The sequence below is a fragment of the Bacillus sp. Medicinal_06 genome (genome assembly GCF_056711665.1).
In genome coordinates this window covers 283,695-306,516 of record NZ_JBWYHD010000006.1, presented here as the reverse complement: position 1 = coordinate 306,516, position 22,822 = coordinate 283,695, and the positions used below count along the sequence as shown (strand labels likewise).

Below are 22,822 nucleotides of genomic sequence, written 5' to 3'. Positions count from 1 at the left end.
TGGCATATAAATCGCTGCTATGAAAACAAAAGAAGATCTCCACTCGTTTTTTTAGTTTTCACTTGGCATGGGTAAAAAGAGGATCTGACCGCTTCTATGCATAGACGGAAGCTCTCTCCCATCTAAAAGGGAAGGTTTTGTGTTAGTTTTCAACTTGAATTGTATATAAATCCATGTTGATTTTCCGGCATAAAAGTCGCGGCTATGAAAATAAAAAGAGACTTCCACTCGTGTTCTCCATTTGTTTTCACTCGGCATGGGGCTAAAAGAGGATCTGACCGCTACTATGCATGGCTGGACGCTCTCTTCCCACCAAAAAAGGAAGGTTTGTATCGGTTTTTTTAACTTGTATTTATATAGCATATATTGTAACTAGTGAAAGAAAAGAGGCAGTGAAATGACTGAACGTTTAAAAGTAATGACAATTTTCGGAACACGTCCAGAAGCGATTAAAATGGCACCTCTTGTGTTAGAGTTGCAAAAACATCCTGAGCAAATTGAATCCATTGTGACAGTGACAGCGCAGCATCGTCAAATGCTAGATCAAGTATTAGATATCTTTGGAATTACGCCGGATTTTGATTTAAATATTATGAAAGACCGTCAAACATTAATTGATATTACAACACGTGGCCTAGAGGGTTTAGATAAAGTAATGAAGGAAGCAAAGCCAGATATCGTTCTTGTACACGGTGATACAACAACTACTTTTATTGCGAGCCTTGCTGCTTTCTATAATCAAATTCCAATCGGCCATGTTGAAGCTGGACTTCGTACATGGGATAAATATTCTCCATATCCGGAAGAAATGAACCGTCAATTAACAGGTGTGATGGCAGATCTTCATTTCTCTCCTACAGCGAAATCAGCAACGAACTTGCAACAAGAAAATAAAAATGAATCTCGTATTTTTGTAACAGGAAACACAGCAATTGATGCTCTAAAAACGACAGTAAAAGAAGAGTATAGTCATCCGGTACTAGAGAAACTTGGAAATGACCGACTTGTACTTATGACAGCGCATCGTCGTGAAAATTTAGGTGAACCAATGCGCAATATGTTCCGTGCAATTAAACGCCTTGTTGAAAAATACGAAGATGTACAAGTTGTATATCCAGTTCATATGAATCCTGTTGTACGTGAAACAGCTAACGATATTTTAGGAGAACATAACCGCATTCATTTAATTGAACCGCTAGATGTAATTGATTTCCACAATGTTGCAGCGCGTTCGTACTTAATGCTAACAGATTCTGGTGGTGTACAAGAGGAAGCACCTTCTCTTGGTGTACCGGTTCTTGTTCTTCGAGATACAACGGAACGTCCGGAAGGTATTGAAGCAGGAACTTTAAAATTAGCAGGTACAGACGAAGAAACAATCTTTACACTTGCAGATGAATTATTATCTAACAAAGAAGCGCATGACAAAATGGCGCAAGCATCTAACCCTTATGGTGACGGTCTTGCTTCAGAGCGTATTGTAGAAGCAATTTTACAATATTTTAATAAAAAGTAAGTAAAAAAAAGAGCCGCTCCTCATATCTAATGATAGAGAGTGGCTCTTTTTTGTGCAGTCTTTAATTTTGCTGATGATTTCGCATTAACCATTCCGCATTCGCGTTCGTAGACGGAGGAGGCTCTTGTTCTTTTGTCTTAGTAGATGAGTTTGTGGACTCTGTATTAGAGTTAGAACTTGAATTGGTTGTAGAATTTGCGTTTGTATTATCTTGTCCTAAGTTTTTCAAAATTTCATTACGAACAGTTTGAAGGTTCATCTCATCTGGAATAAAGTAATAAATATCGTTTAGTTTTTTATCCTCACCTTCTAATTTGAGCGTCTGGATGTTCGAAGGATCAAATCCAGATAATTTATTGTATAAGGCAAGTCCATCAGACACAGGTACATCAGTTTTTACATATTTTCCAACAACTTCTGCCAAGTCTTTAATTTTAAAGACTGTGGAAGCAGAATTTAATTTATGGACAACTGCAGCAAGTACTTGTCGTTGCCTTGTGGCGCGGCCGTAATCTCCATTTGGATCTTGCTTTCGCATGCGGACATAAGCCAATGCTTCTTCCCCATTTAACTCTTGCTGTCCTTGTTTAAATTGAATCAGCTTATAGTAATCTATATCAGACCGTTCTTCGAAATCGAAAGGAACATCGACGGTAATGCCACCAACAGCATCAACAATACCTTTAAAGCCTTTGAAATCGATTTTAATATAATGGTCAACAGGAACATGTAAAAAGTTCTCGACCGTTTCTAATGCCATTTTTTCTCCGCCGTAAGCATGTGCTGCGTTAATTTTGTCTTTTTTATTTTTTCCAGCGATCGTAACGCGTGAGTCACGTGGAATACTCATGATAGAAACATTTTTTGTTTTTGGGTTAATTGTTGCGAACATAAGCGAATCTGTTCGTCCGTTTTGTCCATCAGTCGCATAATCTTCAATTCCCATAATAAGGACGCTGAAAGGTTCTTTTGTGATTTCTACATCTTCCGCACGCAATTTTGATTTATCACGAGTGAAGCCACTATACATCTCCATGAGAGAAGAATAGGAATTAAACATGTAGAGTCCTACGCTGCCGATTAGTCCTATAAAAATGAGATAGATGAAAAATCTACGTCTACGCTTCTTTTTAATTCTTCTCTTCTGGAGATGATGATAACGCTCTTTCATACATAATCTCCTTTAAAATTATATGTTATTGTTGCACAATGTCTTGTTCTAAATACAACATGTTGTCTTCTTTTATTGTACATTTCCCATTTGTTAATTCAATCATCCAGTCAGTAAAAATTTGTTTTTGATTTTCTTCTACATAAGTATCGAATGTAACATTTTCTAAGTAATGTATATCTTTAATCGCGTAGGCTGAGTGACGTAATTCATTTTCAACTTTACCGAGCAGCGTATAATCAACTTCTGTCTTTATAATGCGCATTAGTTTTCGCTCTACAATTCCGACGTGATTAAGACCTTCGCTTGTACATTTTCCATATGCGCGAATTAAACCGCCAGCACCAAGTTTGATACCGCCAAAATAACGTGTGACGACAACAACTGTATCTTTTAGCCCGCGCTTTTTTAATACCTCTAAAATAGGAACACCAGCGGTTCCGCTCGGTTCACCGTCATCATTTGCCTTTTGAATTTGATCGTGTTCACCAATTAAATAGGCAGAGCAGTTATGTGTTGCGTTCCAGTGTTGTTTTTTTATTTTTTGAATAAATTCTTGTGCTTCTTCTTCTGTTTTCGCTCGGCTCACGTAGCAAATAAACCGTGACTTTTGAATGACAATTTCGTGTTCACCGTAGCTTTTGATTGTTAAATATTGTAATAGCAATGGTATACGCCCCTATCTTCCAAAATGACTAGTACTTTTTATTGTAAAAGGGCTAGTTTTCAGATTCAAACATTTTTTGTAGAAATATAGCAAATTATATTATAAACATAACGTTTTTATTGTAATTTACCCAAGTGTTGATTATAATCTTAAATCGGCATTTTTCATACATTAATGCACCTTTTCCTATTTTCGTGTAAAATTAGGAAATAAAAACTTTTTTATAAGGCAGGTACGAAAATGAGAACAGCTATTGTTACGGATAGTACAGCATATATACCGAAGCATATTCGTGAAGAACTCAATATACATATGATTCCGTTAAATGTAATTTTTGGGACGAACTCTTATCAAGAAGAAGCAGAAATTACAGCGAATGATTTTTATGTGAAAGTACGTGAACATGAAGAACTTCCGAAGACTTCTCAACCAGCAATTGGGAAATTTGTGGAGCTATTTGAAGAATTGGCAAAAGAATATGATGCGGTTATTAGTATCCACCTTTCAAGTGGAATTAGTGGTACGTATCAAACGGCAACAACAGCAGGGCAAATGGTTCAAGGGATTGACGTATATACGTATGATTCTGAAATTAGTTGTGAAGTACAAGGTTTTTATGTGCGTGAAGGTGCGAAAATGGCGAGCGAAGGAAAAGCGCCAGAAGAAATTTTAGCCCGGTTTGATGAAATGAAACAAACAATAGATGCTTATTTTGTTGTGGATGACTTGCATCATTTACAACGTGGTGGTCGTTTAAATAGCGCACAAGCATTTATCGGTAGCTTATTACAAGTAAAGCCAGTGTTATATTTTAGAGACAAAGTGATTATTCCGTTTGAAAAAATTCGCACGCGTAAAAAGGCATTAAAGCGTATCGTTGAAATCTTTGATGAACATGCGAGTAAAGGTATGCCAATGGAAGCTGTTATCATTCACGCAAATCGTGAAGAGGAAGCGAAAGAGTGGCAGCAAGAGCTAGAGGAAAAGTACCCTCATGTTACAATCCGCATCAGTTATTTTGGTGCTGTAATTGGAACGCATTTAGGAGAGGGATCACTAGGTCTAGGTTGGTATACAAAATAATAAAAGTGTAAAAGCTCTCTTTTTGTAGAGAGTTTTTTTACGGATATACGTATGCATGTTTGACAAGTTAATATTTGGAAGTGATAAAATGGTACATAACCTAAAATGAGGAAAGTTTTATTGCTTACTTTTTATAAGAAACTATTTTATAATAAAGGAGAGGTGAAACATATGGAGCATAATTCTTGTTTATGTCCAAAGTTTGAATCGGCTTTTACACTGCTTAGTAAAAAGTGGACGGGTTTAATTATTAAATCTTTGTTAGAAGAGCCGAAACGATTTAGAGAAATTGCGGATATTATCCCAAATATGAGTGATCGTATGTTGTCAGAGCGTTTAAAGGAATTAGAGAGTGAAGGTGTAGTTGTTCGTAATGTTTATCCAGAAGTACCTGTTAGAATCGAATACGGATTAACAGATAAAGGGAAAGCATTAGAAAGCGTTATGAATGAAGTCCAAAACTGGGCTGAAAAATGGGTGAAATAATAGAGTATTTTCTTATGAAAAAACACAAGAAACCTTTCTTGTGTTTTTTTCTTTTTGTAACAAATCTATGACAATTGGCTAGAAAAATAGTGTGATTTTCTTAAGATTCTACAAGAAAGTACAGGATTAGATGAAGGGTGTCAGGAAATTACAAACACAATATTACATTTATTTTACAAAAGCGTAACATTGGTAAAATATCCCCTGAAATATGGTATAAATTTTAATAGATTATATACGGAAAATAAAATAAAGGAAAGCGGTGTAAAAAACAAAATGAAAAAGCTAAAAATGGCATCTTGCGCATTGGCTGCAGGATTTATGATGTTTTCAGTAGTAACACCAAGTGTGTTTGCGGAAAAGATTGAGGACGTAAAAACAGAAATTAACGCACAAAATGACACTTTACATAAACAACAACAAGAACGTGATGAGCTTCAAAAACAAATGAATGAATTAAATAAAACAGTTCAAGGTTTAGATAAGTCTGTTCAAGAAAACGCTGCAAAGCTTGACGAAACAACGAAAAAAGTTGAAGAAGCACAAGCGTTAATCGAGAAGAAAAATCAAAATATTGCAGAATTACAAACGAAAATTGCAAAACGTGAAGATTTATTAAGAAAGCGTTTAGTAGCGCTTCAAGAGCAACCAAATACGAACGTTGTAACAGAAGTTGTTGTAAACTCTAAAAACATTGCAGATTTAGTAGATCGTTTAACTTCTGTTTCTAAAATTCTTGAATCTGATGAAGATATCATGAAAACACAACAAGAAGATCAAGCAACTGTGAAAAAAGACGTTGAAACGGTAAAAGCAAAACAAAAAGAATTAAAAGAAGCACAAGCAAAAATCGAAACTGCCAAGAAAGAACTTGACGCTGAAAAAGCGAAAAAACAAGAAGCAGTAAACGACTTAAGCGGTAAGATGGATACAGTTGTAAACAACATGACTAGCACGGAAAGTCAATTAAAAGAGCTTGAACAACAAGCTTTATACTTACAACAATTAGCAGAAAAAGAAGCGCAAGAGAAAGCTGCACAAGAAGCTGCTGCGAAGAAACAAGCAGAAGAAGCACAAAAACAAGCTGAGCAACAAGCACCAGCACAACAAGCAGCTCCGCAACAAGCAGCTCCACAACAGGCAGCACCAGCTAAACAAGAAGAGTCTAAAAAAGAAGAAGTGAAACCAGCTCCGGCTCCAGCACCAACAACAACAACTCCTAGTGATAATGGTGGAGGAAATGTTGGAGTGGTTGAAAAAGCGAAAAAATTAGTTGGCTTGAAATACGTATGGGGTAGTGCGGATATTTCAAAAGGCGGTTTTGATTGTAGTGGATTAATTTCTTATGTGTATGGTTTAGGACGCCAAGATACAAGAAGTTTATGGAGTTCTGTACAAAAAATTAGTGCATCTGAAGCAAAACCAGGAGATCTTATCTTCTTACAAGGTACTTACAGAGCGGGTGTATCACACGTTGGAATTTACATCGGTAACGGCCAAATGATCCATGCTGCTGATGAATCAACTGGTGTTACTTACGGTAGCGTAAATAGCTCATACAATACAAAACATTTCTTAGGTTACGGTAGATTATAAGATTTTTAACTAAATAAAACTCGTGTATAAAGTCGATAGCTTACTATTTTAAAAGTAGGTTATCGGCTTTTTTGGTTTTTTACGAGAGAAAGAGAAGGGGTTATAGTAAAGCTGTATAAGTGCAAAAATGGATAGGAGAGAGAATCCAGCGATGCATAGAAGCGGACAGAGCCTTTTTGAGCACCATGCCAAGTTTGAAACAAAAAGAGAAAATGAGAGCAGGTCCGCTTGTGTTAGAGGTAGCCGTGATTTATCTGTTTAAAAATCAAAATGGATTTATCCCGTATTAACGGGAGTAGGACCTCCCACCTCAAGGTTCAAAGAGAAATGAGGAGGATAGGTGGGGGTTGATTAAAGCTTCATTTTATAGAGGAGGGGTAACCATACTAGCTGGAAGGCAGATGCTATTAGAAGAGATTTCGTTGTCAAAAGATGAACTAGATTGTTTGGAAAGGCAAGGAGATATTTCTTTAGTAAAAGGGGTAATCAAAAAATCTTCACGATATATATGCCAGCGCTGTGGAAATTCAGAACAACGGTTATTTGCATCGTTTTTATGTAAAAGGTGTAATGAGATGTGTACGTATTGCCGAAAATGTATCACGATGGGGCGAGTGGGAGAATGTACAGTTCTCGTTCGTGGTATTCGGAATGTAGAGTGGGAGAGTTTGCTGAACTCTTTATGTTGGGAGGGTAAATTATCACCAGGACAGGACCGAGCAGTTAATGGAGTAATAGAGGCAGTGCGGCGAAAAGAATCTTTTTTTATTTGGGCAGTATGCGGAGCTGGTAAGACAGAGATGCTTTTTTATGGTATCGAAGAGGCGCTTAAAAAAGGAGAACGAGTTTGTATTGCAACGCCGCGGACTGATGTAGTGTTAGAGTTAGCGCCTCGCTTACGAACGGTTTTTCCAGATGTGCCGATTGCTGCGCTATATGGTGGTAGTTTGGACCGTGAAAAGGAAGCGAGACTTATCATTTCTACAACGCATCAACTGCTTCGTTATTATAAGACCTTCGATGTTATGATTGTTGATGAAATTGATGCTTTTCCATATGCGATGGACAAGATGTTGCATTATGCGGTAGAGCAAGCGAGTAAAGATCATGCTGCGCAAATTTATTTAACGGCCACTCCGGCAGAAGCATGGAAACGTAAGTTATGGAGCGGGAAACAAAAAGGTGTAATCATTCCAGGGCGCTATCACCGTCATCCTTTGCCAGTCCCAAGGTTTCAGTGGTGCGGCAATTGGAAAAAGGCGTTAAAGAGAAAAGAAATTTCGTCTGTTGTTTTGAAATGGTTAAAGTATCATCTCCTCAAACAATCTCCTATTTTTCTATTTGTTCCCCACGTATGTTATATCGATGAAGTAAGTACATTATTAAAAGCATTAGATAATCGAATTGAAGGCGTTCATGCAGAGGATTCAAAGCGAAAAGAAAAGGTGGCGGCTTTTCGAAAAGGGAATATTCCGCTATTAGTTACGACAACGATTTTGGAGCGTGGTGTGACGGTAGAGAATTTGCAAGTTGCTGTGTTAGGAGCGGAAGAAGTCGTTTTTTCAGAAAGTGCACTTGTACAAATTGCTGGTAGGGCAGGGAGAAGTCATCACAGGCCAGATGGCGATATCTTTTATTTTCATTATGGAAAAACAGAAGCGATGATACGTGCGAAAAAGCATATTCAATCTATGAATAAAAGGGCGAAGCAAGAAGGGTTGATAGATTAATGCATTGTCTACTTTGTGATGATTCTATTTCCGAGAGTGTTAGCTGGTATTCTTTTTTTATTCAGTCTGAAAAGCGGTGCATATGTGAGAGGTGTGAACGAAAACTTTCCTATATTATAGGAGAAATTTGCGAGGATTGCGGCAGGCCTTTTGCGTCTCTTTCGGAGGAATATAGGGAGGGTAACCTTTGCAAAGATTGTGTAAGATGGAAGGAAGAGATGAAGTTTCTACCTATAAAAAATCGATCTGTGTACGTCTATAATGATTGGATGAAGGAAGTGTTAGCTCGGTTTAAATTTCGAGGGGACGCTAAGCTTGTTGAAGTTTTTCGGACGGAATTTATAGCTGTATTTCATAAGTATTTTTCAGATTGCCATGGAGTTATTCCGATTCCGCTGAGTAAGGAGAGGGAATATGAGCGTGGTTTTAATCAAGCGGAATTATTAGCATCTTGTTTACCAATCGGTATTTTACAAACATCTTTCAGTAGAAAAGATACGGAAAAACAAAGTAAAAAAAAGCGTATAGAGAGGCTTTCAGTAGCAAATCCCTTTTACTTTCAAAAGGAAGAAACGTTTGCTGGTCAGCATCTGTTACTCATTGATGATGTGTATACGACAGGTATTACGTTGAGGCAAGCTGCAGAGTGCTTGTATGATGCAGGGGCTCAAACAGTTTCGAGCCTCACTCTTTGCCGGGGGTAATATATAAATCCAAATGAAAAAACCAACATCAAACCATTCTTTTAGGTGGGCGAGAGCATCCGGCCATGCATAGAAGCGGTCAGTACCTTTTTTCGCCCCATGCCGTGTGAAAACAAAAAGAGGAAATAAGTGGAGAACTGTTTTTGTTTTCATAACCGCAGCTAATATATTGAAAAATCAAGATGGGTTTATATATATACATGTCGAAAGATACAATAAAAAGACGACAAGACTTCTTTGACTTGATATGTTGTCATTCGTTATAGTCAAAATATGGGGTAAATGCCCTTATTTTTAGAGTGAAGGGAATGGAAAGAACATGCAAGGAAGAGTGAAATGGTTTAATGCAGAAAAGGGATTTGGCTTTATCGAACGTGAAGATGGTGATGATGTTTTTGTTCATTTTTCTGCAATTCAACAAGATGGGTATAAGTCGTTAGAAGAGGGGCAACAAGTGGAATTTGACATTGTAGATGGTGCACGTGGACCGCAAGCAGCGAATGTTGTGAAATTATAATTTTGAATGAATTGTTTTGTGAGAAACATAGAGTTGCGTATGCGGTAACGGTTTATATATATAGATATTAAATTGGATCTTACAACATATAAATTACGGCTATAAAGAACAGAAGGAGGCTTCCACTTGTTGTCTCCTTTTGTTTTTTACATGGCATAGGTATAAAAAGGAGCGAACCGCTTCTCCCCGTACCTAAAAGAAATGGTTTTATATCAGTTTTTCAAACTACGGAAAGCGTTGTCAAAAAGTTGTTTCTTTTCTGTAACGAATTGTACATACTTATATTCGTTATTTACGATGTAAATAGGATAAAATGTAAATAGAAACGATGCATCTTTTCTTTTCAACAAAAAACGATAAAAAATTGCAATTTCGCTAACTTTTTAAATAAAGTTAGAAGGAGTTTTTAAGCCGGTGTCGAAACTGTATACATAGGCTTGAAAGGAGGAATTCATCTATGAAATTCAACATTCGTGGTGAAAATATTGAAGTAACTCCAGCATTAAAGGAATATGTAGAGAAAAAACTGAGCAAATTAGAGCGTTATTTTGATACATTTCCAGAGATTAAAGTTAATTTAAAAGTATACTCTGACAAGCAACGTGTCGAGGTAACAATTCCATTTACAGATTTATTACTTCGTGCAGAAGAAACTCATAGCGATATGTACGCTGCAATTGACTTAGTAGTTGATAAAATTGAGCGACAAATTCGTAAACATAAAACAAAAGTAAATCGTAAATTACGTGAAAAAGGTTCTCCGAAAACTGCATTCATCCTTACAGAACCAGCGGCAACTCTGGAAGAAGTAAAAGAGGATGAATTAGAACTGGTACGTACAAAACGATTTGACTTAAAACCAATGGACGTTGAAGAAGCCATTTTACAAATGGATATGTTAGGACATAACTTCTTCGTCTTCACAAATGCCGATACAAATGAAACTAATGTTGTATATGGCCGTAAAGATGGAAAATATGGTTTAATTGAAACAAAATAATAAGTAGAAAACGCAGCTGTAAAAGGCTGCGTTTTTTTATTTTTTACTCCGTTATGATGGGAAAGGGCTACCCTAGTTTATAATTGAGTGAGAATCAAAGCAGTCTATAAAATTCTTATTGAGCAAAGTTTCAGCTAATTTTGACCACGCGTTTGGTCGGTTGTTGTCATAGTTATAAAACAAGTGTTACAATTATCATTAGGTTTATACTTTTTTGTTTTTTAATTAGGAGAAAAAATAGTAGAAAATAAATTAGCGTTTTATAACGACTGATTAGTGAACTGTAATATAGAGCACGATCAGAAGTTTTATTTTAATAAAAGAGGAGCGTATTTCCTATGATCGGTATTTTAAAAAAGGTGTTTGATGCAAACCAGCGCCAAATTAAACGTATGCAGAAGATTGTGGATCAAATAGAAGCGTTAGAATCGTCGATTCAACCGTTAACTGACGAACAATTAAAAGGGAAAACAATTGAATTTAAAGAGCGTCTTACAAAAGGCGAAACAGTAGACGATTTATTACCAGAGGCTTTTGCGGTTGTTCGTGAAGCAGCAACACGCGTTCTTGGTATGCGCCCTTATCCTGTGCAATTAATGGGTGGTATTGCCTTACATGAAGGGAATATATCTGAGATGAAAACAGGGGAAGGTAAAACGTTAACTTCTACTTTACCAGTTTATTTGAACGCTTTAACAGGTAAAGGTGTTCATGTTGTTACAGTCAATGAATACTTAGCACAGCGTGATGCGGGTGAAATGGGACAACTACATGAGTTCCTTGGCTTAACAGTAGGAATTAACTTAAATAGTATGTCACGTGAGGAAAAGCAAGCTGCTTATGCTGCTGACATTACATATAGTACAAACAACGAGCTTGGTTTTGACTATTTGCGCGATAACATGGTGCTATATAAGGAGCAACGTGTTCAACGTCCGCTTCATTTTGCGATTATTGATGAAGTCGATTCCATCTTAGTCGATGAAGCGCGTACGCCGCTTATCATTTCTGGACAAGCACAAAAATCAACAGAACTATATATGTTTGCAAATGCGTTTGTTCGTACGTTAGAAAATGAGAAAGATTATTCTTTTGACGTGAAAACGAAAAATGTCATGTTAACAGAAGACGGTATTACGAAAGCAGAGAAAGCTTTCCATATTGAAAACTTATTCGACTTAAAACATGTTGCACTTCTTCACCATATTAATCAGGCGCTTCGTGCACACGTTGTTATGCACCGCGATACAGATTATGTTGTACAAGATGGTGAAATCGTAATTGTAGACCAATTCACTGGTCGTCTTATGAAAGGTCGTCGTTATAGTGAAGGTTTACACCAAGCAATTGAAGCAAAAGAAGGCGTAGAAATTCAAAATGAAAGTATGACGCTTGCGACAATTACATTCCAAAACTACTTCCGTATGTACGAAAAGTTATCAGGTATGACGGGTACTGCGAAAACAGAAGAAGAGGAATTCCGTAACATTTACAATATGAATGTTATTGTAATCCCGACAAACAGACCGATTGTTCGTGATGACCGTGCTGATTTAATTTTTAAAACGATGGAAGGTAAATTCAACGCAGTTGTTGAGGACATTGTGAAACGCCATAAACAAGGACAACCAGTTCTTGTTGGTACAGTTGCGATTGAAACGTCTGAACTTATTTCAAACATGTTAACACGCAAAGGGGTACGTCATAACGTCTTGAATGCGAAAAACCATGCGCGTGAAGCGGATATTATTACAGAAGCAGGATTTAAAGGCTCTGTAACGATTGCGACGAACATGGCTGGTCGTGGTACAGACATTAAACTAGGCGAAGGTGTAAAAGAAGCTGGTGGCCTAGCGGTTATCGGTACAGAACGCCATGAAAGCCGTCGTATTGATAATCAGTTACGTGGTCGTGCTGGTCGTCAAGGAGACCCTGGTGTGACGCAGTTCTACTTATCAATGGAAGATGAACTAATGCGCCGCTTCGGTTCTGATAATATGAAAACAATGATGGATCGCCTTGGTATGGATGATTCACAACCAATTGAAAGTAAAATGGTTTCTCGTGCTGTAGAATCTGCGCAAAAACGTGTAGAAGGAAACAACTACGATGCACGTAAACAACTTCTGCAATATGACGATGTACTTCGCCAACAACGTGAAGTTATTTATAAACAGCGTCAAGAGGTAATGGAATCTGAAAACTTACGAGGCATTATCGAAGGGATGATGACATCTACTGTAGAACGTGCCGTTGCTCTTCATACACAAGAGGAAATTGAAGAAGATTGGAACATTAAAGGTCTAATTGACTACTTAAATACAAACCTTCTTGAAGAAGGGGATGTAAAAGAAGAGGAATTACGTCGTCTTGCGCCGGAAGAAATGAGCGAACCAATCATTGCCAAGTTGATGGAGCGCTATGATGAAAGAGAAAAACTTCTGCCTGAAGAACAAATGCGTGAATTTGAAAAGGTTGTTGTATTCCGCGTTGTAGATACGAAATGGATGGATCATATCGATGCGATGGATCACCTTCGCGAAGGTATTCATTTACGTGCTTACGGTCAAATTGACCCACTTCGTGAATACCAAATGGAAGGATTCTCAATGTTTGAATCAATGATTGCTGCTATTGAAGAAGAGATTTCTCGTTACATTATGAAAGCAGAAATCGAACAAAACCTAGAGCGTCAAGAAGTAGCGCAAGGTGAGGCAGTTCATCCGAAAGATGATGGTGAAGGAGCGAAAAAGAAACCAGTCGTAAAAGGTGACCAAATCGGACGTAACGACCTATGCAAATGTGGCAGTGGTAAAAAATATAAAAACTGCTGTGGTATTGGGAAATAAAGAAAAGTGGCGCCGACTGTTCAGCCCCGTTGGCTAAGGTTCTTTCGCACAGAAAGTGATTTGTACTTTCTTGTGTGGAAGGTTCTTAGACATGAGGGGCTAGGAGGCAGAACTGGATCAAAGGAAAAGCGGAAGCAGCTCGTTTAGAATGTGAGGGGGATGGAGCTCCTGACAGAGAGGTGTTTTTTGCCTCGTAGGAAGAAGATAAGCCCCCGAGTATTCTAGCTGCTGTGAAACCAGTAAAGTTTCACGTCCAATATGGAAAAATTTCAGGAATATCCATATAATAAAAAGGGACAAACTCTCTCTGTAACAAGCGGAGGGAGTTTCCCTTGTTTTATATAAAAGCGAAAGCAATTACATAGAGGTGAAGAGCATGGAATTAGTAGAAATTAGGCAAGAATTAGAGAAAATGGCTAAGAGATTAGCGGCTTTTAGGGGGTCTCTTTGACCTTCCTGCAAAGGAAAAGCGCATTGCAGAATTAGAGGAAACAATGATGGGCGCTGGTTTTTGGGATGACCAACAAGGTGCGCAAACAGTAATTAATGAAGCGAATGCACTGAAAGATATGGTTGGAAAGTTTCGCCAGTTAGATGAAACGTTTGAAAACTTAGAAGTGACACACGAGCTTTTAAAAGAAGAATACGATGAGGATTTACATGAAGAGCTAGAATCTGAAGTGAAATCTTTAGTTCAAGAAATGAATGAGTATGAGCTTCAGTTATTATTAAGTGATCCTTATGATAAGAATAATGCTATTTTAGAACTGCATCCAGGTGCAGGTGGAACAGAGTCACAAGACTGGGGTTCTATGTTATTACGTATGTATACAAGATGGGCTGAAAAGCGTGGATTTAAAGTAGAGACAGTTGACTATTTGCCAGGTGATGAAGCTGGAATCAAGAGTGTAACGTTATTAATTAAAGGTCATAACGCTTATGGCTACTTGAAAGCGGAGAAAGGTGTACATCGTCTTGTACGTATTTCACCATTCGATTCTTCAGGTCGCCGTCATACATCATTCGTATCTTGTGAAGTTGTACCTGAATTCAATGATGAAGTTGAAATTGAAGTGCGTACAGAAGATTTAAAAATAGATACGTATCGCGCAAGTGGTGCAGGTGGACAGCACGTTAATACGACAGATTCAGCCGTTCGTATTACACATATACCGACAAATACGATTGTAACTTGTCAATCAGAACGTTCACAAATCAAAAACCGTGAGCATGCGATGAAAATGTTGAAGGCGAAACTATACCAAAAGAAATTAGAAGAACAGCAAGCAGAGTTAGATGAAATCCGTGGTGAACAAAAAGAAATTGGCTGGGGTAGTCAAATTCGTTCTTACGTATTCCACCCATACTCTCTAGTGAAAGATCATCGTACAAATACGGAAGTTGGTAATGTACAAGCAGTTATGGATGGAGAAATTGATCCATTTATTGATGCGTATTTGCGCTCTCGTATTTCTTAAGAAAAAAGCCAACGGACTGTTGGCCTATCGGTGAGGAGATAGAGGGGATAAAGAGGTATATAACCCTGTCTATAGTGGTAGAAGAAGGAGGAAGAGAAGTTGGGTGACAACTTCTCTTTTTGATGAGCTTGGGTTTATCATACAAGGTCGCATATTGTTTTGTAAAAAGAAGAAAATAAAAGAACTGAGCTGTAATTGATGAGGAAATTGCATAAGATTTTTTTATTATGTTTTTTAGAAAAGGGTTCTTTACAGTAATTTGTATCTGTTCACAGAATTGAAACAATTGCTGGAAGCTTTGTATCAGTAGGTTTCTCATCATTTTTGTAAGAAATATCCTCTATAGGTTGGTTTTTCTGTGAGAGGATAATTATTATAATGGCTAGTGAGAGCTGTATGAAAGTATAGCTGCATCCATAATGAGAAGGACATCAATAACGGGGAGCGATATAAGTGAAAAAGAAATTGTTGGCTATTGCATTAGGAACAACATTAGTTTTTGCTGTAGGAGCGTGCGGGAAGAAAGAGGAAAGTAAGTCTTCTAATCAATCAGCGAGTACGGATAGTGCCGAACAAATTTACAAAAAAAGCTGTGCAGGTTGCCATGCTAATGATTTATCAGGTGCAACCGGACCAGATTTACGAACAGTAGGCGGCAAATATGATGCGGCGGATATTGAAAAAATTATTGAAAAGGGCCGTGGCATGATGTCTCCAGGAATTATTCAAGGCGAGGATGCTAAAAAAGTATCAGAATGGCTAGCAGAACATAAATAAGAAAAGCGGAAGCGGCTCGCTCAAAATCGCAGGATGTTGGAACTCCCGGCAGAGAGGCGTTTTTTGCCTCGTCTGAGGGAGTGAAACAGCCGGAGATTTTAGCCGCAGTAGCTAGACAAAAGAAAAGCGGAAGCTGCTCGCTCAGAATAGGAGGGGGATGGAGCTTCAGACGAAGAGGTGCATTTTGCCTCGTAGGAAGAAGTGAAGTCACCTCTCATTTCACCTGGATTTTGTACTCATTTTATGAAAAGCTAGATTATAAGTTTATATTTTAATAGAGAATATTTATAAAATATTATAAATTGTTATATGGTAGTTAGGGATGAATCTTTTATTGGTAAAAAAGAATTGTTAGATAGCGCTTTTTCTTGTTTCTTTTATGCTGTAACATAACTGTAACAAAATTGTATCCGAATTGGAAACCGAATGATGTTACAATGTAGTTTGTAGAATTTTGCTGAAACATGTACATAAGCAGCAGTGATAGACTGGAAATGTTCTCACTGTTCTTTGAAACAACAGAAATACATCTATAGATTTGTAGTACAACAGAGGGCAAGTAAGAGTGGAATCTTTTGCTTTCATGTTCAGATAGACAGAGAAAGTATGTCGAAAAAAATCATTAAGTATTGGGTGATAAATAATGATAAAAATGACGAATGTTTATAAGGAGTATCCAAATGGTATGAAAGCCATCGATGGGCTCACAGTTAACATTAAGCAAGGTGAATTTGTATACGTAGTTGGACCGAGTGGAGCCGGGAAATCTACATTTATTAAGATGATGTATCGTGAAGAAAAACCAACAACAGGATCTATCAATGTGAATGGACTTGTAATTGAAACGTTAGCAGAGCGAGATGTACCATATTTTCGTCGTCAGTTAGGCGTAATTTTCCAAGACTTTAAATTGCTACCTAAATTAACGGTATATGAGAATGTAGCGTTTGCTTTAGAAGTAATTGAAGAAGAACCTGATGCAATTCGTGAGCGTGTTACTGAAGTATTAGGTCTTGTAGGCCTTGAAGATCGTGCAGATGCACTTCCAAATGAGCTTTCTGGTGGAGAACAACAGCGTGTAGCGATTGCAAGAGCGATTGTAAACAAGCCGAAAGTTGTAATTGCCGATGAGCCGACAGGGAACTTAGATATCGAGACAGCACTTGATATTATGAATATTTTTAAACGTATTAACGAACGTGGGACAACGATTGTTATGGCAACACATAACGCAGATATCGTAAACACAATTCGTCATCGTGTAATTGCGATTGAAGGCGGAAAAATTGTTCGAGATGAGATTGAGGGAGGATACGGATATGAAGACTAAAACCCTTAGTCGACATTTACGAGAAGGTGTAAAAAATCTATCCCGTAATGGATGGATGACATTTGCTTCTGTAAGTGCGGTAACAGTTACATTATTACTTGTAGGTGTCTTTTTAACAGCGATTATGAATATGAACCACTTCGCAACGAAAGTGGAGCAAGATGTAGAAATTCGTATACACATTGATCCAGCAGCGAAAGAGGCGGATCAAAAGAAATTGGAAGAAGATCTGGGCAAAATTGCTAAAGTAGATTCTGTTAAATATTCTTCTAAAGAAGAAGAGTTAAAACGTTTGATTAAAAGCTTAGGTGACAGCGGAAAAACGTTCGAGTTGTTTGAGCAAGATAATCCACTTAAAAACGTATTTATTGTAAAAGCAAAAGAGCCAACAGATACAGCTACAATTGCGAAAAAAGTTGAAAAAATGCAGTTTGTAAGTACAGTTCAATATGGTAAAGGCCAAGTTGAAAAGTTATTTGATACAGTGAAAACAGGTCGTAATATTGGGATTGTGTTAATTGCAGGTCTATTATTCACAGCGATGTTCTTAATCTCTAACACAATCAAAATTACAATTTATGCACGAAGCACAGAGATTGAAATTATGAAACTTGTTGGAGCGACAAACTGGTTTATCCGTTGGCCGTTCTTACTAGAAGGTTTATTCTTAGGGGTACTCGGTTCAATTCTCCCGATTATCGTGATTTTATCTACTTATAATTCGCTTCAAGGTATGTTTAACCAAAAACTTGGGGGAACGATTTTCGAACTTCTTCCATACAGTCCGTTTGTATTCCAACTGTCCGGTTTATTAGTGTTAATTGGTGCATTAATCGGTATGTGGGGAAGTGTAATGTCAATTCGTCGCTTCTTAAAAGTATAAAAAGTTGCAAACATAATTCGTACAAGCTTATCATATAGTAGAAATAGGTAAAGGCATCACACAATGTGTGATGCCTTTTGCTACACCACCTGTGTGTTTTGGAAAGGGGAATTCCGCATTGAAACGTAGAGTTGCGATTATTGGAATGGTTGTTGCATTTTTAATTGGTGCTGGCGGAATGTTTGCAGGCATGTATATGTTTGGAATCAATCCATCGTATATGGCGCAAACAATTTCAAATGATAATACCGGCACGAAGCAAGGGGATTTAGCTAAAATTAATGAAGCGTATGCATTGATTGATTCGCGTTATGTGGAAGACGTGAAGGACGGCAAGCTTGTAGAGGGTGCGATACAAGGAATGTTGTCTACGCTGAAAGACCCTTATTCCACGTATATGGATAAAGAAACAGCGAAACAATTTGAGCAATCACTTGATCCGGAGCTCGAAGGTATTGGTGCTGAGGTGAACAAAACGGACGGGAAACTGATCATTGTCTCTCCAATTAAAGGATCACCGGCAGAAAAAGCAGGCATTAAACCAAATGATCAAATTCTATCAGTAGATGGAAACAGTGTAAAAGATTTATCACGTGAAGAAGCAGTCTTAAAGATTCGTGGTAAGAAAGGAACGACCGTTGCTATTGAAATCAAAAGGCCTGGTGTGACGGATCCACTCGAATTTAAAATTAAACGTGAAAAGATTCCGATTTTTACTGTATTTAGTTCTGTAAAGGAAGAGAAGGGGAAAAATATTGGTTATATTCAAATTACATCTTTCTCTGAAAATACAGCGAAGGAATTTAAAGATCAATTAAAAGAACTTGAAAAGAAAGATATAACAGGCCTTGTCGTTGATGTGCGTGGTAACCCTGGGGGTTACTTAAATAGCGTACAAGATATTTTAGGATTAATCATGACAGACAAAAAGCCAATGATGCAAGTTGAACAACGAAATGGTGAGAAAAAGAAATTTTCAACTACATTAAAAGAGAGAAAACCATATCCAATTTCAGTATTAATTGATAAAGGAAGTGCATCAGCCTCAGAAATTTTAGCGGGTGCATTACAAGAAGGAGAAGGATATGATTTAGTTGGTGAAAAAACATTTGGAAAAGGCACTGTTCAGCAAGCTGTTCCATTTAAAGATGGTAGCAATATTAAGCTGACAATGTTTAAATGGCTTACACCGGATGGCAATTGGATTCATAAAAAAGGAATTGCCCCAACGGTAGAAGTGAAACAACCAGATTATTATCATGCAACGCCAATTCAAATTGAGAAAACACTTTCTTATAATGCGAATGATGTACAGGTGAAGCATGCGCAAGAGATGCTGAAAAGTTTAGGATATGTACCTGGACGAGAAGATGGATACTTTAGTAAAGAAACAGAGTCGGCTTTAAAAGCATTCCAAAATGCAAATGAAATGGAAGCGACAGGAAAGCTTGATAAAAAGACAGCTGAAGCGATTCAAAATAAAATTATCGAAAAAATCCGCTCTGGCGAAAATGACTTGCAACTGCAGGCTGCATTAAAATTAATGGCAAAGTAGGAAGAAATACAGGCATGTTATTGCCTGTATTTTTTTGTATGTGTTTACCGCGCTATTTGCGGACAGTAACATTCCCACCTCAAAATTCAGCAAAAGCATTGTCCAGCTCTAGCGGCTAGAATCTCCGGTCGTTTCGCCCCCTCGGACGAGCAAAAAGTGCCTCTCTGTCGGGGGCGCGGGCGTCCTGCGATTCTGAGCGAGCCGCTTCCGCTTTTCTAAAGGAGTTAGGTGGGAAGGAGAAAACTCCACTGATTAAAGTTTCACTTTATGATAAGATAAAAAGAAAGAATGATATAAATGGTGGTGAAGCAGTTCGTGGAGGCGTGGTCTTTTGAGATAATGCGAGCAGTTGGGCGTTTTTTCTTACACCCTGCTGTCTATGTGTTTTTGATAAGTAGCATCTTTGTTGGATATTTACGTATATTACGAGAACGAAAAGATTTTTCTTTTAAAGTATATGATGTTTGGTTTGAACTACGAACATCCTTATTTGCAGGTGTTGGATATGGATTCATTGTATCCATCATAACAGTTGGAGCCGGGCTGGTTATGTCGCAAGCAAGCATATGGATGATTTTAATTTGGACACTCGTATTTGGACTAGCTGCTGGGTATAGATATTTATCTGCTGCTTATACATTTAGCGTGGCGATTGTAGCAGCTTTATTATCTTCTAAGCTCCCAATCTCTTTCTTACAGTTTGGAGAAGGAGAAGAAAGTACGATTGTATCACTTGCCATTTTACTTGGCTTGATGTTAGTAGTAGAAGGGTTATTAATTTCGAAAAATGCAGTGCGATATTCAACGCCAAAAATGCGAAAAGGAAAGCGCGGTTTAAATATTGGATTACATGAATCAAAGCGTTTATGGCTTGTGCCAATTTTTATTCTTGTGCCGGGAGATGCTGTCGTGCAATTTGTTTCGTGGTGGCCAGTCGTTTCTGTTGGTTCACAAACGTACTCCTTATTCCTTGTTCCGTTTTTAATTGGTTTTATGCGAACAATTAGAAGTGAGGAGCCAACGGAAGCATTGCTGTTTACGGGAAGGCGCATATTTGGACTGGCAACTCTTGTTCTTATTTTAGGTGTAGTTAGTTATTGGTGGCCTGTTTTAGCGATTATTGCAATGGGAGTTGCAATGCTTGGTCGCTTTACTATTTCAATGCGAGAGCGAATTGCTGATGAAACGCGTCCAGCGTACTTTGCAGCGCGCGATGATGGATTGGTTGTATTAGGAACAATTCCGAATACAGTCGGTGCAGAAATGGATCTGAAGCCTGGAGAGGTTATTACGAAAGTAAACGGTGTGATTCCTAAAAGTACAGAAGAGTTTTATGATGCGCTTCAGTCTAAGACAACAGGGGCGTTTTGTAAGTTAGAAGTACTAGATACAAACGGTGAGCTTCGCCTTGCTCAAACTGCATTATATGCAGGTGGACATCATGAATTAGGTATTGTATTTGTAGAGCAAGATCATAAGTGGGATACAGAAGCAGTGTAAATGAAAAGACCTTCATCGATGAAGGTCTTTTCATTTAGAATAAGAGATTTGTAAACAGATAGCTTGAATAATTACTTGATAATGGTTATCATTTAGGGAGGGCTTTGTTATGATGCAAAGTCTTTTTATTTTGAATGAGGGAGGAACTGTATGCTACGTCGATTTTTTTCTTACTATAAGCCATACAAAGGCTTATTCGTACTCGATTTTTCCTGTGCTGTCATCGCGGGCCTGCTGGAACTTGGGTTTCCGCTTATTGTGAATCAGTTCATTGATAAATTATTGCCAGGACAAGATTGGACACTTATTTTATGGGCTTGCATAGGGCTATTCGCAATATATATGTTAAACGCAGGACTACAATATGTTGTTACATATTGGGGACATATGCTTGGCGTTAATATTGAAACAGATATGCGTCAAAAATTATTTGATCATATTCAAAAGCTATCATTCCGATTTTTTGATAATAACAAGACAGGTCATTTAATTTCACGTCTTACAAATGATTTAATGGAAATTGGTGAAATTGCCCATCATGGACCAGAGGATTTATTTATTGCGATTATGACTTTAGTTGGGGCCTTTTCATTTATGATGATCATTAACTGGAAGTTAGCTCTTCTTACGTTTTTGGTTATTCCATTCTTACTATGGTTAGCACTTTATTTCAACCGCAAGATGACAGGGACGTTTAGACGATTATTCTCAGATGTTGCTGACTTTAATGCGTGTATCGAAAATAATGTTGGTGGAATTCGTGTTGTCCAAGCATTTGGAAACGAAAAGTTTGAGAAGGAGCAGTTTGCGGTAAACAATGCTCGTTTTCGTACAACAAAGCTGATGGCATATAAAATCATGGCTTTAAATTCATCGATTAGTTATATGTTGATGCGTCTTGTGACATTGTTTGTTTTAATTTGTGGGACTTGGTTTGTTCTGCAAGGAGAATTAACATACGGAGGATTTATTGGGTTTGTATTACTAACGAATATTTTCTTCCGTCCAATTGAAAAGATTAATGCGGTGATTGAAAGCTATCCAAAAGGAATTGCAGGTTTTAAAAGATATGTAGAACTTCTTGAAACAGAACCTGACATTGTAGATTCTAAGGATGCGATAGAAGTAAGACAAGTACATGGTGATATTGAATATAAGAACATCACTTTCGGATATGACAAACAAGAGCCGATCTTAAAAAATATTGACTTGAAAATTAATGCAGGAGAGACGGTTGCTTTTGTTGGCCCATCCGGTGCTGGAAAGACAACTTTGTGCAGTTTATTGCCACGCTTCTATGAGCTGGCAGGTGGTTCTATCACAATTGACGGTATTGATACAAAAGACATGACGTTATCGTCACTCCGTAAGCAAATTGGAATTGTGCAGCAGGATGTGTTCTTATTCTCTGGAACGATTCGAGAGAACATTGCTTATGGAAACTTACAAGCTTCAGAAGCTGAGATTTGGAAAGCGGTCAAGCGTGCACAATTAGAGGATTTAATTTACTCGCAGCAAGATGGATTAGATACTGTCATTGGTGAGCGGGGTGTGAAACTTTCAGGAGGACAAAAACAACGTTTAGCAATTGCTCGTATGTTCCTGAAAAATCCACCAATATTAATCTTAGATGAAGCAACTTCTGCGCTCGATACAGAAACGGAACTTGCGATTCAGAAATCACTTGCTGAATTATCAGTTGGCCGCACGACATTAGTAATCGCTCATAGACTTGCAACAATTAAAAATGCAGATCGTATCGTCGTTGTAAACAAAGATGGTATCGCTGAGCAAGGTTCACATGAACAACTAATCGAACAAGGCGGAGGATATAGCAGATTATACGAAGCACAGTTTAATTCTTAAGAAGTGGAACATTGCGTTCATTGTCACAAATAAACGGACTTTGTATATGTAATTTAAATGAAATTAGCGTACCATATAAGTAGGTAACAAAAAGATACATATATAGGAGGCTGT

18 protein-coding genes are annotated in these 22,822 nt (G+C 37.7%); 16 read left to right on the top strand and 2 right to left on the bottom strand.

From position 1 onward, the window contains the following. Positions 1 to 397: 397 nt before the first annotated feature. A complete protein-coding gene (wecB, locus tag AC1M36_RS16910; protein ID WP_336451646.1) occupies positions 398 to 1,516 on the top strand; it encodes a non-hydrolyzing UDP-N-acetylglucosamine 2-epimerase in 1,119 nt (372 codons plus the stop codon). A 61-nt stretch (positions 1,517 to 1,577) separates the two neighbouring features. Here the strand turns inward: wecB and AC1M36_RS16905 are convergent, their stop codons facing one another. Next, a complete protein-coding gene (locus AC1M36_RS16905) occupies positions 1,578 to 2,687 on the bottom strand; it encodes an LCP family protein (RefSeq protein WP_479846056.1) in 1,110 nt (369 codons plus the stop codon). Positions 2,688 to 2,712: 25 nt separating this feature from the next. Continuing rightward, positions 2,713 to 3,354 carry a YigZ family protein gene (locus AC1M36_RS16900; RefSeq protein ID WP_479846055.1) on the bottom strand — a complete coding sequence of 214 codons (642 nt, stop codon included), beginning with the start codon at positions 3,352 to 3,354 and terminating at the stop codon, positions 2,713 to 2,715. A 240-nt stretch (positions 3,355 to 3,594) separates the two neighbouring features. Between AC1M36_RS16900 and AC1M36_RS16895 the strand changes: the two genes are divergently transcribed. The 15 genes from AC1M36_RS16895 (at position 3,595) to AC1M36_RS16825 (ending at position 22,708) form a co-directional block, all read left to right on the top strand. Beyond that, positions 3,595 to 4,437, top strand: a complete 843-nt coding sequence (locus AC1M36_RS16895) for a DegV family protein (RefSeq protein ID WP_336451649.1) — start codon at positions 3,595 to 3,597, stop codon at positions 4,435 to 4,437. Positions 4,438 to 4,608: 171 nt separating this feature from the next. Then, positions 4,609 to 4,923, top strand: coding sequence for a winged helix-turn-helix transcriptional regulator (locus AC1M36_RS16890; RefSeq protein ID WP_016112543.1), 315 nt, complete (start codon positions 4,609 to 4,611; stop codon positions 4,921 to 4,923). A 276-nt stretch (positions 4,924 to 5,199) separates the two neighbouring features. Beyond that, entirely contained in the window at positions 5,200 to 6,519 is a 1,320-nt protein-coding gene (locus AC1M36_RS16885) for a C40 family peptidase (protein WP_479846054.1), read from the top strand. Between the two features lie 383 nt (positions 6,520 to 6,902). Then, positions 6,903 to 8,249: an ATP-dependent helicase ComFA gene (locus AC1M36_RS16880; RefSeq protein WP_479846075.1), complete on the top strand. Its 1,347-nt coding sequence runs from the start codon at positions 6,903 to 6,905 to the stop codon at positions 8,247 to 8,249. Next, positions 8,249 to 8,953, top strand: a complete 705-nt coding sequence (locus tag AC1M36_RS16875; protein WP_336451652.1) for a ComF family protein — start codon at positions 8,249 to 8,251, stop codon at positions 8,951 to 8,953. Before AC1M36_RS16880 ends, AC1M36_RS16875 begins: the two co-directional genes overlap by 1 nt. Before the next feature lie 319 nt (positions 8,954 to 9,272). Continuing rightward, on the top strand, positions 9,273 to 9,470 hold the full coding sequence (gene cspC, locus AC1M36_RS16870; protein WP_001990088.1) for a cold shock protein CspC: 198 nt from the start codon (positions 9,273 to 9,275) through the stop codon (positions 9,468 to 9,470). 457 nt (positions 9,471 to 9,927) lie between these two features. Continuing rightward, complete coding sequence (gene hpf, locus AC1M36_RS16865; RefSeq protein WP_336451653.1) at positions 9,928 to 10,470, top strand: ribosome hibernation-promoting factor, HPF/YfiA family; 543 nt, start codon at positions 9,928 to 9,930, stop codon at positions 10,468 to 10,470. A 338-nt stretch (positions 10,471 to 10,808) separates the two neighbouring features. Further along, positions 10,809 to 13,319: a preprotein translocase subunit SecA gene (secA, locus tag AC1M36_RS16860; RefSeq protein ID WP_479846053.1), complete on the top strand. Its 2,511-nt coding sequence runs from the start codon at positions 10,809 to 10,811 to the stop codon at positions 13,317 to 13,319. A 376-nt stretch (positions 13,320 to 13,695) separates the two neighbouring features. Further along, positions 13,696 to 14,797, top strand: a protein-coding gene (prfB, locus tag AC1M36_RS16855) for a peptide chain release factor 2 (protein ID WP_336451655.1) whose coding sequence is annotated in 2 segments (ribosomal slippage) — positions 13,696 to 13,767 and positions 13,769 to 14,797 — 1,101 coding nt in all. Because the reading frame shifts where the segments join, the coding sequence is not laid out codon by codon here. Between the two features lie 453 nt (positions 14,798 to 15,250). Then, positions 15,251 to 15,574, top strand: coding sequence for a cytochrome c551 (cccB, locus tag AC1M36_RS16850; protein WP_336451656.1), 324 nt, complete (start codon positions 15,251 to 15,253; stop codon positions 15,572 to 15,574). 643 nt (positions 15,575 to 16,217) lie between these two features. Beyond that, positions 16,218 to 16,904 (top strand): cell division ATP-binding protein FtsE, encoded by a 687-nt coding sequence (gene ftsE / locus AC1M36_RS16845; protein ID WP_336451657.1) that lies wholly within the window; start codon positions 16,218 to 16,220, stop codon positions 16,902 to 16,904. After that, the gene (gene ftsX / locus AC1M36_RS16840) at positions 16,894 to 17,787 is read left to right on the top strand and encodes a permease-like cell division protein FtsX (protein WP_336451658.1); all 894 of its coding nucleotides are present in this window, start codon (positions 16,894 to 16,896) and stop codon (positions 17,785 to 17,787) included. The genes ftsE and ftsX overlap by 11 nt, the downstream gene beginning before the upstream one ends. A gap of 118 nt (positions 17,788 to 17,905) precedes the next feature. Next, positions 17,906 to 19,342 carry a S41 family peptidase gene (locus AC1M36_RS16835; RefSeq protein ID WP_479846052.1) on the top strand — a complete coding sequence of 479 codons (1,437 nt, stop codon included), beginning with the start codon at positions 17,906 to 17,908 and terminating at the stop codon, positions 19,340 to 19,342. A gap of 297 nt (positions 19,343 to 19,639) precedes the next feature. Next, on the top strand, positions 19,640 to 20,842 hold the full coding sequence (locus AC1M36_RS16830; RefSeq protein ID WP_336451660.1) for a PDZ domain-containing protein: 1,203 nt from the start codon (positions 19,640 to 19,642) through the stop codon (positions 20,840 to 20,842). A 150-nt stretch (positions 20,843 to 20,992) separates the two neighbouring features. After that, the gene (locus AC1M36_RS16825; RefSeq protein WP_336451661.1) at positions 20,993 to 22,708 is read left to right on the top strand and encodes an ABC transporter ATP-binding protein; all 1,716 of its coding nucleotides are present in this window, start codon (positions 20,993 to 20,995) and stop codon (positions 22,706 to 22,708) included. Positions 22,709 to 22,822 lie beyond the last annotated feature (114 nt).